A 13,150-nucleotide genomic window follows, 5' to 3' on the forward strand; every position below is an offset into this window, starting at 1 on the left:
GCGGAGCGTGGGAACGATCAGTTGAGGGGCGTTACTCGAAGGCGTCTACTTGCTCGAGCAATTCCGCAATCTTCTGCGGCATCAAGCGCGTATCACACCGTGTCTCAACGTTAATGATGATCGCCGGGTCGTTGCAGCAGATACGCACGCGAAAACGCCAGTCGCTGAAAATCACTTTCAAGCCATCCTGGTCATCCATCTCCAACGCCTGCTCGCCATAGAGCTTTTTCAAATGCGCGAGCAGCGGATACGGATCGCGCAACGGCCGGCGGATATCACCGGACGCCGGAAACACGCCGATCCGCTCCACCAGCAGAATCGTGCCCAGCCAGGTTTCGTTGGCGCTGGGCAACGGCTGATGGCGGGACAACCAGCTCATCACCCCGAGGTTACCCACCTCGCGTTCAATCTCTACGGAATGTTGTGCAATGTTCATGGTGGCCTCGTTGGGTGAAGGGAGCCGTCTCAGCGGCCTTTGAGGTAAACGTTTTCGTAGCAGAAATTGGTTGCCTGCAAGTAACCCTCGGCGTCACCGCAGTCAAAGCGCAGACCTTTGAATTGGTAGGCCAGCACGCAACCGTTCTGCGCCTGTTTCATCAGCGCGTCGGTGATCTGGATCTCGCCGCCCTTGCCCGGTTGGGTGTCGGCGATCAGGTCGAAGATGTCCGGGGTGAGGATGTAGCGGCCGATGATCGCCAGGTTCGACGGCGCGTCCTGTGGGGCCGGTTTTTCCACCATGTTGTTGACCCGGTAAATGCCGTCGGACATCAGCTCGCCGGCAATCACCCCGTACTTGTGGGTCTGGTCGGCCGGGACTTCCTGAATGGCGACGATCGAGCAGCGGAATTTCTTGTACAGCTCAATCATCTGGGTAAGTACGCCGTCACCCTCGAGGTTCAGGCACAGGTCGTCGGCCAGCACCACGGCAAACGGCTCGTCGCCGATCAGTGGGCGACCGCTGAGAATCGCGTGGCCCAGACCTTTCATTTCCACCTGACGGGTGTAGGAGAAGGTGCAGGTGTCGATCAGCTCGCGGGTGCCTGCGAGGAATTTCTCTTTCTCTGTGCCACGGATCTGGTGTTCGAGTTCGTAGCTGATGTCGAAATGGTCTTCCAGCGCACGCTTGCCGCGACCGGTGACGATGGCCATGTGCTGCAGACCGGCGTCCCGCGCTTCTTCAACGGCGTACTCGATCAACGGCTTGTTGACGATTGGCAGCATCTCTTTCGGCATGGCTTTGGTGGCCGGCAAGAAACGCGTGCCGTAGCCGGCAGCGGGGAACAAACATTTACGAATCATAGAAGTATCCTGGACAGTCATGGAACACAGGCGACAGATGCGCGCACTAATAAAGGGCGTGCAAGTTCAATGTTGGATTGAAGGCTTACTTTAATACCTGAGTCAGGTTATTAATGGCAAATGCGAGTGACGGTAAAACACGACAATGTTATGAGATGTCGGTAAGTGCGTTATTGGTTATTTTTAGTCGGTATCTGTTGATAGTGATGAGTGCACAGGGAGTGCTAATAAGTACCAAGCAATACAGTGTGACCTGCAAAAATATTTATTGCCAGTCATTGAACTAGTTTTGTTTTCGGTTGTTGTCGCCTGTTTGTGTGGATTGTGACACATCTTCAATAAATCAGGCTTGACACGCTACTTGTCACTCATCCAAAGACGGATAGCACTATGAAGATTCTGGTAACGGGTGGTGCCGGCTATATCGGCTCGCATACCACACTTGCATTGCTTGAAGCAGGTTATGAAGTTGTTGTACTGGATAATCTTTGCAACAGCAGTGAAGCCGCGTTGCACGCCGTTGAGGGCATTTGTGGCAAGAGTGCCTGGATGATCCGCGGCGATGTCTGTGACCGCGCACTGCTCGACCGGATTTTCCGCGAGCACAACATCGAAGCGGTGCTGCATTTTGCCGGCCTGAAAGCGGTCGGCGAGAGTGTGCGCAAGCCGCTCGAGTACTACGAGACCAACGTCAGCGGCAGCATCAATCTGTGCCAGGCAATGGCGGCGGCGGGGGTGTTCCGGCTGGTGTTCAGTTCGTCGGCCACGGTGTATGGCGAGCCTGAGCAGATGCCGATCCGTGAGGATTTCCCCACCGGCAATCCGACCAATCCCTACGGCCAGTCCAAGCTGATCGTCGAAAACGTCCTGCGCGACCTGAGCCTGGCCCAGCCGCGCTGGAGCATCGCCTTGCTGCGCTACTTCAACCCGATCGGCGCCCACCATAGTGGCCATATGGGCGAAGACCCCAACGGCATCCCGAATAATCTGGTGCCTTACATCAGCCAGGTCGCGGTCGGCAGCCTTCAGGAGTTATCGATCTTCGGCAACGATTACCCGACCATCGACGGTACCGGGGTGCGCGATTACATCCACGTCGTCGATCTGGCCGACGGCCATTTGAAGGCGCTGCAGTCGATTTCCGAACGCACCGGCATTCATACCTGGAACCTCGGCACTGGCGATGGCTACAGCGTGCTGCAAGTACTGCACGCCTTCGAACAGGCCTGCGGGCAACCGGTGCCATACCGGATGATGCCACGTCGCTCCGGGGATATCGCCGAGAGCTGGGCCGATGCTTCCAAGGCTGCGAAGGAACTTGGTTGGAAAGCCACGCGCAACTTGCAGGATATGGTCACCGACACTTGGCGCTGGCAATCGAACCATCCCCAAGGCTACTTGCGATGATGGCCATTTAACCCAATGTTATTTTCAGTCAGCTTGTTAGATAACGTCGGGAAATTACACTGGCAATGCCTTTTGCAAGTCCGTAGATATAAACCTGCCGTTCGACTTTTATCAGTTGGGTAAGACTGTGAAAGAACAACGGATCTTGTCCGCGCTTTTTGCGGACTTGAACTCACCACCGCTAACTCAGGCCGGTTTTTTAACAGGTCGAATGTTAGAAAGGAGTTGATATGAAAAAAGTGATGGCAGTTGCCCTGTTGACGATGTTGAGCAACTGGGCTGCCGCCGCTGAAGCACCGCTGACAGCGGTAACCAATGTAGGTGGCAACGTGGCGGCTTCTCAAGCGCCCGCAGCCAGTACTGCAATGGTTGCCAGTGCTGTAGCGGCGTCTAACAGCGGTGGCAGTGCCAACGGCGGTACCACCGGTACGACGGGTACCACCGGTACAACCGGCACGCATAACTAACAGGAAGTTCTGTTAGTGCAGTACAGGGTCGCCCGACGCAAGTCGGGTGACTTTGTTTTTGGATTCGCCCTTGAATAGCGTAGTGCCATTATGACTCGTAGTGTTTATCTTTTAATGTTGGCAAGTCTCGCTTTGCAAGGTTGCATGTTTTCCCCCGGTCAATACCTCAGCACCAGTGACATCACCCGCCAGGGTGCCAGCGAAAGCAGCCGGGTCGAGCTGATTCCGATCACGCCCAAGCTGATCGCCATGAACCGCGCCACGCAAAAGCGTGAGTCGCTGCCGCCGGAGCTGCTGGCGACCCCGGCCGAATACCGCATCGGCAACAACGATGTTCTGTACATCACCGTGTGGGATCACCCTGAGCTGACGGCCCCGTCCGGCGCGCAACAACAGATCGATGCCAACGGCCGTCTGGTGCGCTCCGATGGCACGCTCTATTACCCGTTCATCAAGGAAGTCCAGGCCACTGGCCGGACCATCCAGCAACTGCGCTCGGACATTGAACAACGGCTGTCGGCGTTTATCGCCGAGCCGCAAGTAGATGTCGCGGTGTTGCGTTTCGCCAGCCAGAAAGTCGTGGTCACCGGCGCGGTGGCCAAGGCCGGCTCGCAAGCGATTTCCACCAATCCGCTGAGTGTGGTCGAAGCCCTCGGTTCGGCCGGCATCGACACCAACAACGCCGATTTGTCCGGACTGTTGCTGACGCGTAAGGGCCGCACTTATCCGCTCAATCTCGACTCGCTCAATCAGCAGGATTCCGAGTTGCAGAACGTCTACCTCAAGGGTGGCGATCAGCTGTATCTGCCGTACAACGACAACAAGCGCATCTACGTGATGGGTGAGGTCAACCAACCGCGTGCACTGAGTTTCAAGACCGCGACAATGAACCTCACCGACGTGCTCGGTTCGGTTGGCGGCCTGGCCCAGACCACCTCCAATGGCAACGCGGTCTATGTCATTCGTGGCGTGGAAAACCTCGATGTCGAACCGGCGAAGATCTACCAGCTGGAAGCCGAATCGCCGACCGCCATGGCGCTCGCCTCGCACTTCGAAGTGCGCCCGCAGGACGTGGTGTATGTCGGGCCTGCCAACGTGACTCGCTGGAACCGCTTGATCAGCCAATTGGTGCCGTCGGCATCGATTGTCGGCACTGGCGCTTCCGCTGCGAAGAACTGGAGCGAATACAGTAACAACAGCAAATAAGGTCGCCGACTTTGAACATTTTGAAAGTTGGCCTATGCCTGATGGCGGCCTCGTTGCTGTGCGGCTGTAACCCGTTGATGAGCGCTTCGTTGAACAACCTTAAAGCGGCAGTCGTCGGCCCGGATGAAGTCGACGTGTCGGCGGCCGAAGTGGCCGGGGTCAATTATCCGCAAATGAAACTGACCACGCCGTCCGGCTCCGGGGTGCTAGCGCTGGTGCGCGAGCGCGAAGACCTGCAGTTCTGGGTCGCCTCGGGCAAACAGGTTCTGCTGCTGCGCAATGGCCTCGCCGTGCGCACCATTGGCCTGGGCCTGGAAGGCGATCTCGATGGCACGCGGCTGGCCGATGACTCGCCGTTCAAACAAGGCCTGCATCACGTCGCCGACGGTTTCACCACGCGGCGCTGGATCGACCTCTACAAGGGGCAGGAAGTCGGGGTGATCGTCAACAGCCGCTTCTCGCGCCGCTCCGAACAGACCCTGAAGATTCTCGACAAGGAATACACCGTGCTGCGTGTCGATGAACACATTGACGCCCCGGCCATCGGCCTGAGCGCGACCAATCGTTACTGGGTCGACCCGCGTGACGGTTTCATTTTGCAGAGCGAGCAGCAATTGACCTCGCAATTGCGCGTCAAGGTTGTGCAGCTGACCCCAGATCGCAGGCACCTGCCGTGATGCGCCTGAAAATGTTGTCGGCGAGCTTGTTGCTGGTCGCGAGTGTGAGTCAGGCGGCGGTCACGGTGTCGGGTGATGTCGCCAATCCCGGGCCGGTCAAGTTGCCACCCGGCGGGCGTTTACTCGATGTGATCAGCGAAGCGGTGCCGAATGCCGAAGGTTATTGGCTGGCGGGCGGCTTGCTGCGGCAGTCGCTGATCGAGGAGCAGACACGGCTCAAGGTCGGTGTGCTGTTTGATCTGGATGTGCTGCAACGCATGTCGATGCTGTTTGACCGGCCGAGTCGGGCGGCACTGGCGCAACGCATTGCCGAAGAAGTGCGGCGGATGCCGGTGACCGGACGGCAGATCGCCGATCTCGATCCGGTCGCATTGGAAGTCGGCTTCGCGCGCAACATTCGTCTCGATGACGGCGATCGTTTGGTTTATCCGAAGCGCGTCGATGAAGTGCAAGTGCTCGGTGCCGTCGCCGAGCCGTGCCACTTGCCGTATCAGCCGTTGCAGGAAGCCCGTGAATACCTGCAAGGCTGTTCGATTCTGGCCGATGCCGAAGCCGATTACCTGTGGCTGATCCAGCCCAACGGCGCGTCGCAACGTGTCGGCATCGCCCACTGGAATCGCGAGAGCGGGCACTTTCCCGTGGCCGGCAGCAAGATTCTGGTGCCGGTGAAAAATGATGATCTTGATCCGCCTCTACCTGAACTGAATCAGCAGTTGGCCGAATTTATTGCCACGCAGCTGGCCGAGGTGGTTCGTTGAAGTTACGTTTTGCAGCTGTGTTGTTATTGCCCTGCGGGCTGGCGCATGCCGAGCCGCGCATTACCCAGAATGACTTCGGTGGCACCGGTCTGTTGCAGACGCCGACCGCGCGCATGGCCCCGGCCGGCGAGTTGAGCGTCAACGCCAACCGCACCGATCCGTACAGTCGCTACAGTGTGTCGTTGCAGCCGCTGGACTGGCTCGAAGGCTCGTTTCGCTACACCGCGATCACCAACCGGCCGTACGGCTCGGAGGCCCTCAGCGGCAGCCAAAGCTATAAGGACAAGGCGGTCGACGTCAAAGTCCGGCTGTGGCAGGAAAGTCACTGGTTGCCCGACGTGGCGCTGGGCTTCCGAGACGTCGGCGGTACGGGTTTGTTCTCCAGTGAATTTTTCGTCGCCAACAAACGCTACGACAACTTCGATTTCAGCGCCGGTATTGCCTGGGGTTACCTGGGTAATCGCGGCGATATCGACAACCCGTTGGGCTACGTCAGCGATCGCTTCGATACCCGGCCGGCCCTGGAAGGCACCGGTGACGTTAACTCGGGTTCGTACTTTCGTGGCCGGCCGTCGTTCTTCGGTGGCGTGAGCTATCAGACGCCGTGGGATCGTCTCAGCCTGAAACTCGAATTCGAAGGCAACGACTACAAGCACGAGCCGAAGGACAACGAGATCAAACAGGACTCGCCGATCAACCTCGGCGCGGTGTTCAAGGTGACCGATTCGGTCGATGTCAGCGCGGCGTGGGAGCGCGGTAATACGGCGATGTTTGGCGTGACCTTCCACACCAATTTTGTCAGCCGCAAGGCACCGGCGAAGACTTACGACCCGACCCCGGAACCGCTGCCGGCGAAGGCGCCGACCACGGCGATGGATCAGGTCAACTGGGCCAACGTCTCGCAGCGTTTGCAGCAGAATGCCGGCTACAAGGTCGAGCGCATCACCCAGCGTGATTCCGAGCTGATCGTGTATGGCGAGCAGCAGCGCTACTTCCATTCGTCCAAGGCTGTGGGCAGGGCGAGCCGGATTCTCGACAACAGCGTCAACGACGACATCGACTGGTTCACCGTGGTCAACAAGCGCTACGACTTGCCGCTGGAAGAAACCAGCGTGCCGCGTCAGACCTTCCGCGAAGTGATCAACAACGAAGAGCCACTTGAATCGCTGCACCGCACCACCGAGATCAACCCGGCGATGCCGCACAACGAGAAAACCCTCTACACCGAAGCACCGCAGCATTTCAGCTATGGCGTGGGGCTGGGCTTCAAGCAGAACGTCGGCGGTCCGGACGGCTTGCTCTATCAATTGAGTGCTGATGCCGACGCCGAATATCGCTTCAACCGCAACACCTGGTGGAGCGGTTTGCTCAGCGCCAACCTGGCCAACAACTTCGACAAATTCAGCTACGACGCGCCGAGCGGTTTGCCGCGTGTGCGCACGGATTTGCGTCAGTACCTGACCACGTCTAACACCACCATGCCGTTGTTCCAGGTCAGCCATGCCGAGCAGTTGGATAAAGACTGGTACGGCATGGTGTATGGCGGATATCTGGAGTCGATGTTTGCCGGTGTCGGCGGTGAAGTGTTGTTCCGCCCGACCGGTGAGCGCTGGTCGGTGGGCGCGGACCTGAACTGGGTGCGTCAGCGTGATTTCGATCAGGGTTTTGCCTTGCGTGATTACTCGGTGGTGACCGGGCATGTCACGGCGTATACCGATCTGCCGTTCGATACGTTGGCGGCGGTGAGCGTCGGGCGTTATCTGGCCGGAGACTGGGGCGGCACGCTGGACATCTCGCGCGAGTTTTTCAATGGCGTGCGCTTTGGCGCGTGGGCGACGATCACCACGGCGGGGAGCGCGGAGTATGGCGAAGGTAGTTTCGACAAAGGCATCTACCTGTCGATCCCGTTCGACGAAATGATGAGCATGTCGACCATGCGCCGCGCCAACCTGGTCTGGGCCCCGCTGACCCGTGACGGTGGCGCGCGACTCAGCCGCAGCTACCAACTGCACTCGATGACCGATAGCCGGGAAGGGGATATGTTTTATCGTAATTTCGAGAAGATCACGGAGTAAGCGCAGATCTCCCGAACACCCCGCAAACCTGTGGGAGTGAGCCTGCTCGCGATAGCGTCCGACCAGTCGACATCCCCGTTGCCTGACCCACCGCTTTCGCGAGCAAGCTCGCTCCCACATTGGCTATTTGTCACGCCAAAAAATCCCGATGCCATCCCAAATCCCTGTGGGAGCGAGCCTGCTCGCGAGAGCGTCAGCACAGTCAGAATCATCATTGCCTGACCCACCCCCTTCGCGAGCAGGCTCGCTCCTACATTGGTTATCTGTCACGCCACAAATCCCGAACCAACCACAAATCCCCTGTAGGAGTGAGCCTGCTCGCGATAGCGTCCGTACAGTCGACATCCCCGTTGCCTGACCCACCGCCATCGCGAGCAGGCTCACTCCCACATTGGCTATCTGTCACACCACAGATCCCGAGCCAACCACAAATTCCTGTGGGAGCGAGCCTGCTCGCGAAAGCGTCAGCACATCCAACATCAATGTTGCCTGACCCACCGCCTTCGCGAGCAGGCTCGCTCCCACATTGGCTATTTGTCACACCACAAATCCCGAGCCAACCACAAATCCCCTGTGGGAGCGAGCTTGCTCGCGAAAGCGTCAGCACATCCAACATCAATGTTGCCTGACCCACCGTCTTCGCGAGCAGGCTCGCTCCCACATTGGCTATTTGTCACACCACAAATCCCAAGCCAACCACAAACCCCCTGTAGGAGTGAGCCTGCTCGCGATAGCGTCCGTACAGTCGACATCCCCGTTGCCTGACCCACCGCCATCGCGAGCAGGCTCACTCCTACAATGGTTATCTGTCACACCACAAATCCCGAGCCAACCACAAATCCCCTGTGGGAGCGCGCCTGCTCGCGAAGGCGTCGGCACAGTCAGCATCCCCGTTACCTGACCCACCGCTTTCGCGAGCAGGCTCACTGCCACATTGGCTATTTGTCACGCCACAAATCCCGAGCCAACCACAAATCCCTGTGGGAGCGAGCCTGCTCGCGAAGGCGTCAGCACAGTCAGCATCATCATTGCCTGACCCACCGCTTTCGCGAGCAGGCTCGCTCCCACATTGGATATTCGCCACAGCACAGATCCCAAACCAAACACAAATCCCCTGTAGGAGTGAGCCTGCTCGCGATAGCGCCCGTACAGTCGACATCCTGTTGCCTGACCCACCGCCATCGCGAGCAGGCTCACTCCCACATTGGTTATTTGTCACACCACAGATCCCGAGCCATTCCCTAATCCTGTGGGAGCGAGCTTGCTCGCGAAAGCGTCAGCACATCCAACATCAATATTGCCTGACCTACCGCTTTCGCGAGCAGGCTCGCTCCCACAGTTTTTGCATTCACCCGCAATCCAGCGCCGTTCCCAAATCCCACGCACAAAAAAGGGGACTTTCGTCCCCTTGCGGTATCCAGCTTCGAACCTCAGTAAATATCCTTCGACAACAACGTAAACGGCGTCTTCACCAGGATCTTCAGATCCAGCCACAACGACCAGCTGTTGATGTACTGCAGGTCAATCTCGACACGTTTCTGCATCTTGTCGATGGTGTCCGTCTCACCGCGGCAGCCGCTGATCTGGGCCAGGCCGGTGATCCCCGGTTTAATCCGGTGGCGCGCCATGTACGCGAGGATTTTCCCCGAGTAGTAATTGTTGTGCGCGACGGCGTGCGGGCGTGGGCCGACCAGGGCCATATGCCCCTGCAACACGTTGAACAGTTGCGGCAGTTCATCGAGCGAAGTGCGGCGAATAAAGCGCCCGACTGCGGTAATGCGCGAGTCATTACGGCTGGCTTGCTTCACGTCACGGTCATCGTGAACACGCATCGAGCGGAACTTCCAGACCTTGATCACCTTGCCATTCCAGCCATGGCGATCCTGCTTGAAGAACACCGGGCCAGGCGAGTTGATCTTCACCGCCAGCGCAATGATCAGCAGGATCGGACTCAGCGCGATGATCGCCAGAAATGCCACAGTTTTCTCGACCAGACTCTTGCTCAAAGCAGCGGTAGGGCGGCTGGTCAGCGGGCTCTCGTTCAAGTAGATCGCCGGCAGGCCGTCCACAACCTTCACCGAGTGATTGAGCAGCGTCAGACTGTTCAAGTCCGGCACCCACACCACATCAACGTTGGCCCCTAGCAAGTCACCATAAATCGCCTCGATTTTCGCTGCTTCACACAACGGCAGGGTGATGTACAAACGACGAATGTCATGCGCTTCGATCAGCTCCAGCAACTGTTCCTGATCGCCAACCACGCGCGGTGCATCGGAACCCAGTGCAGACACATCACCATTGCTGACCAAACCTACCAACGGCAGATTTTCCAGTTGGCTGAGCTTCTTCGCCAGACCCAACGCCAGTTCGCCGGTGCCGACGATCAGCGTCTTGTGCTCGCTTTTACGCGAGCGCTGGTAGTACTTGGAAAACGCATGCAGCGGCGCGTAGAGAAACGCCTGACCGAGGAAGCCATACACCGCCCAGCTCAGAATCACCTGCCGCGAAAACAGTTCATCGGCCTGGCAGACAAAGGCGATGCACGCCAGCGCCGCCATGGTCATCGACCAACCCATGAACAGCCGACCGAGACCGGTCAGGTAATTGTCACGCTTGCGATACACACCGCTAAACGTATAAGCCGGCACCGACGCCAGTACTGCCAGCGTTGCACACATCCGGTAGTAGAACGCGACCGTCCCGGTGTGCTGCTCGGCGAGTATGAACAACAGCGTCACCACAAAGCCTTGTGCCAGCGCCCATTGGCCCCAAAAGGTCAGTCCCTTGAGGCCTGTGCTTCGATTGATACTTAAAGAAAGATCCATACGGTATCCCCAAAAGACGTCCATTCAGGTTTCAACAGTTGAAATCCGAGTTGTTATGCAGACTTATTGTTTTTGTTCTAACGAGTGTCCTGAGGTAACAACATCGATATGCCGAACTGTCGTCAGTCAATAGACTAAGTTATTGGCTGGAATGGTGTCTGACGAGTTCTAACAAGATGGCACAGTGCCAACTTTTTAATAATTAAATAGAGCAGTGTTAGAAAAGGTCGCAGAGGAGGGGGTGAATAAATGATGTTGTATTTGTTACTGTTGGAGGGGTGGAGGCAGGGAATGTTTAATTCAGGGAGGAAGATGAAGCCAAACAGAGTGCTCTTGTTGTTTTTGTAATCGCACTTTTTCTGTTTGTTCTGTTCGTAGAGGTCTTGCGGGTTACGCGACGACTTCCTGAATCAGGCAATAACCGCGGTTTCTGACGGCACGAAACAGTCGCTCTCCATTACTGGCGCTTTTGAATTTGTCTTGCAGGCGACTCAGGCACATTTCCAGACCGCGATATTGTTCCGGTTCTCGACCGATGCTGAGGATCAGCTCGTCACGACTGACAACACGCTCTTCATGGCTGAGCATTTTTCTGACCAATGCTGTTTCCAGGCCCGTCAGGTTGATTTCAACACCTTCTTTGACCAGTGCACCCTGATCAGGGTGGAGATGCCAGGTTTCATTGACAGGCGTATCACCTTCAATGGCGGGCGGCATATTGCGGGTTTCCGTGCTTATCGCCGGGACATTCTGGAAGGGATTGGCCGATTGCGCTGCGCGCCATTCGGACTCAAGTGTGGCCAATATCCGCTGAGTATCGTGTTCAATACTGCGCGCAACATTTTTTCGACTGATGTTTGGATATGTGAACTCCATCACCATTGGAGCGGAAGAGGGCGAATCAACCCCTTCAAACGAATTGAAACGTTCACTGGACAGCATGCTCTCCAATTCACGTTGCGACGTTGTACTGTGAGTCACGACAACAAAATATTTCCTTGGGAGGGTTGTACTAGTTTCCATGTCTCTCTCCTAAATACACACCAAAATTGGCTAAAAGATAAATCGGCAGGCGAGCAATGACTTCCTCGGAAGTAATCGATAGGCAGGGTCTGGGCCCAAGAATGGCCCTCGATAAATTCCACTCGATCTGCTGCTATGTTATGGAGTTTTATTGTTATGGGTCGTGTTGTCGCGCTCATTCAATTGCTTGATTTCAAACAGGCGTGAAGCAGAATTGGAACGATATGGTTGCATCAGACGATCCTTCGTACGTATGCAAAAGGGATGGCTGCCCGAGAGTCAGGCAGTCGATATCAGACCCCGCAGCAGGCGATAGCCATAGCCGCGAATGCTCTGAATCGCGTTTGTACCATACATGTCCTTGATTTTTCCACGCAAGCGACTGATTGATTTCTCCAGTGCGCGAGGGTCGTAGAAATTGGTATTGAGGCCCATGATGCTGGCAATTTCATCATGGCTCAGAATGTGATTGCTGGTTTGCGCGAAGGCTTCGAGGATCTTCATTTCGGCAAACGAGATATCGAGTTTCTTGCTGGTGCCCATCAGGCAGATACGGGTCGGATCAAGCGTCAGATCGATATCGCGTTGCCATTCTTCACTGTTGAAGAACTCGCCCAGTAACTCGGCGCCATCGTCTGAAAGGGTATTAAGCTTGATACAAACATCCGCGCCAGCCAGATAATATTTGATCTTGTTGAAGGCGCCGCGACCGGTGATGACCGCGCAAATGATCGGCTTCAAGTTGTCGCTGCGCAGGTTCTCGACCAGCGCAAGATTGTCTTCGAGGGCCTGTGGGCTGTCGATAACCAGGAAGATCGCTCGATACGAACCAGACTGTTCATTCAACTGATATGAACTAGTGTACGCATCGGCTTCGAGCGCCACATCAGTGCGTAAATGCTGGGCGACTAGCGCTTTGAAATGTTCAGCCACGCCACGGGTACGACCCAGAGTAAGAACACCGGGTTCGTCGTTTGTCGGGCGCGGACTTCTAGTCGCTAAGTTCCCTGAGAGCATCATGCATTGACTCGAATTAAGTGCTGACATCGGGATGTTAAAGCACCGGTTCTCATCTGTGACTGACAATTGGTAACATTCACGCGATTTTTAGACGTGGCTCCCGAGTTTTCTAACAATAATTAAGCTTTTCAAGCTTTTAGTTGATTTTCTCGGAGGGGTGAACTACTGCTTAGATGATGGCGATATGCAATGGTGCCACTATTTTGAGCTTATTGCGATAGCCATGTCCATGTCTAATTGCCACTGTCTGGCCATCCCTGAATAATGTGATATTGATCACGCTTTATTACCAGAGCAACTTTTTTCTGCAAAAAGGCCTAAATATTTTCTGCGTAGTTCGTCAGCCGACGATTACTAACATGGCTTGAGTGTGTCTTTTAATAAGACGTAATC

11 protein-coding genes are annotated in these 13,150 nt (G+C 56.3%); 6 read left to right on the forward strand and 5 right to left on the reverse strand.

Features of this window, described 5'->3' with window-relative positions; genetic code table 11:
* Nucleotides 1-31: 31 nt before the first annotated feature.
* Nucleotides 32-436, reverse strand: a complete 405-nt coding sequence (locus KBP52_RS28070) for a mannose-1-phosphate guanylyltransferase (RefSeq protein WP_038362290.1) — start codon at nucleotides 434-436, stop codon at nucleotides 32-34.
* Between the two features lie 29 nt (nucleotides 437-465).
* The gene (galU, locus tag KBP52_RS28075; protein WP_093433753.1) at nucleotides 466-1,299 is read right to left on the reverse strand and encodes a UTP--glucose-1-phosphate uridylyltransferase GalU; all 834 of its coding nucleotides are present in this window, start codon (nucleotides 1,297-1,299) and stop codon (nucleotides 466-468) included.
* Between the two features lie 390 nt (nucleotides 1,300-1,689).
* On the opposite strand from galU, the gene galE reads away from it, so the two are divergent.
* The 6 genes from galE (at nucleotide 1,690) to KBP52_RS28105 (ending at nucleotide 7,889) form a co-directional block, all read left to right on the forward strand.
* Nucleotides 1,690-2,706 (forward strand): UDP-glucose 4-epimerase GalE, encoded by a 1,017-nt coding sequence (gene galE / locus KBP52_RS28080; RefSeq protein WP_212621410.1) that lies wholly within the window; start codon nucleotides 1,690-1,692, stop codon nucleotides 2,704-2,706.
* A gap of 230 nt (nucleotides 2,707-2,936) precedes the next feature.
* Nucleotides 2,937-3,173 carry a hypothetical protein gene (locus KBP52_RS28085; protein ID WP_007910552.1) on the forward strand — a complete coding sequence of 79 codons (237 nt, stop codon included), beginning with the start codon at nucleotides 2,937-2,939 and terminating at the stop codon, nucleotides 3,171-3,173.
* Between the two features lie 144 nt (nucleotides 3,174-3,317).
* Nucleotides 3,318-4,379 (forward strand): polysaccharide biosynthesis/export family protein, encoded by a 1,062-nt coding sequence (locus KBP52_RS28090; protein WP_249122221.1) that lies wholly within the window; start codon nucleotides 3,318-3,320, stop codon nucleotides 4,377-4,379.
* An 11-nt stretch (nucleotides 4,380-4,390) separates the two neighbouring features.
* Complete coding sequence (locus KBP52_RS28095; protein WP_123595040.1) at nucleotides 4,391-5,056, forward strand: YjbF family lipoprotein; 666 nt, start codon at nucleotides 4,391-4,393, stop codon at nucleotides 5,054-5,056.
* On the forward strand, nucleotides 5,056-5,814 hold the full coding sequence (locus KBP52_RS28100) for a capsule biosynthesis GfcC family protein (RefSeq protein ID WP_212623171.1): 759 nt from the start codon (nucleotides 5,056-5,058) through the stop codon (nucleotides 5,812-5,814). Before KBP52_RS28095 ends, KBP52_RS28100 begins: the two co-directional genes overlap by 1 nt.
* Nucleotides 5,811-7,889 carry a YjbH domain-containing protein gene (locus KBP52_RS28105; protein WP_212621412.1) on the forward strand — a complete coding sequence of 693 codons (2,079 nt, stop codon included), beginning with the start codon at nucleotides 5,811-5,813 and terminating at the stop codon, nucleotides 7,887-7,889. Before KBP52_RS28100 ends, KBP52_RS28105 begins: the two co-directional genes overlap by 4 nt.
* Nucleotides 7,890-9,319: 1,430 nt before the next feature.
* On the opposite strand, the gene KBP52_RS28110 is transcribed toward KBP52_RS28105, so the two are convergent.
* From KBP52_RS28110 to KBP52_RS28120, 3 genes are all read right to left on the reverse strand, one after another.
* On the reverse strand, nucleotides 9,320-10,714 hold the full coding sequence (locus tag KBP52_RS28110) for an undecaprenyl-phosphate glucose phosphotransferase (protein ID WP_007950006.1): 1,395 nt from the start codon (nucleotides 10,712-10,714) through the stop codon (nucleotides 9,320-9,322).
* Nucleotides 10,715-11,104: 390 nt separating this feature from the next.
* Entirely contained in the window at nucleotides 11,105-11,737 is a 633-nt protein-coding gene (locus tag KBP52_RS28115; RefSeq protein ID WP_212621413.1) for a helix-turn-helix domain-containing protein, read from the reverse strand.
* 279 nt (nucleotides 11,738-12,016) lie between these two features.
* On the reverse strand, nucleotides 12,017-12,757 hold the full coding sequence (locus tag KBP52_RS28120; protein WP_116030854.1) for a winged helix-turn-helix domain-containing protein: 741 nt from the start codon (nucleotides 12,755-12,757) through the stop codon (nucleotides 12,017-12,019).
* Nucleotides 12,758-13,150 lie beyond the last annotated feature (393 nt).

Source organism: Pseudomonas sp. SCA2728.1_7, assembly GCF_018138145.1.
Classification (GTDB): domain Bacteria; phylum Pseudomonadota; class Gammaproteobacteria; order Pseudomonadales; family Pseudomonadaceae; genus Aquipseudomonas; species Aquipseudomonas koreensis_A.

What these genes read in the sequence shown, in the direction of transcription:
- KBP52_RS28085 (WP_007910552.1), top strand. Translation starts at nt 2,937, where the DNA reads ATGAAAAAAGTGATGGCAGTTGCCCTGTTGACGATGTTGAGCAACTGG.
- KBP52_RS28090 (WP_249122221.1), top strand. Translation starts at nt 3,318, where the DNA reads ATGTTTTCCCCCGGTCAATACCTCAGCACCAGTGACATCACCCGCCAG.
- KBP52_RS28120 (WP_116030854.1), bottom strand. Translation starts at nt 12,757, where the DNA reads ATGATGCTCTCAGGGAACTTAGCGACTAGAAGTCCGCGCCCGACAAAC.
- KBP52_RS28110 (WP_007950006.1), bottom strand. Translation starts at nt 10,714, where the DNA reads ATGGATCTTTCTTTAAGTATCAATCGAAGCACAGGCCTCAAGGGACTG.
- KBP52_RS28115 (WP_212621413.1), bottom strand. Translation starts at nt 11,737, where the DNA reads ATGGAAACTAGTACAACCCTCCCAAGGAAATATTTTGTTGTCGTGACT.
- KBP52_RS28070 (WP_038362290.1), bottom strand. Translation starts at nt 436, where the DNA reads ATGAACATTGCACAACATTCCGTAGAGATTGAACGCGAGGTGGGTAAC.
- KBP52_RS28100 (WP_212623171.1), top strand. Translation starts at nt 5,056, where the DNA reads ATGCGCCTGAAAATGTTGTCGGCGAGCTTGTTGCTGGTCGCGAGTGTG.
- galE (WP_212621410.1), top strand. Translation starts at nt 1,690, where the DNA reads ATGAAGATTCTGGTAACGGGTGGTGCCGGCTATATCGGCTCGCATACC.
- galU (WP_093433753.1), bottom strand. Translation starts at nt 1,299, where the DNA reads ATGATTCGTAAATGTTTGTTCCCCGCTGCCGGCTACGGCACGCGTTTC.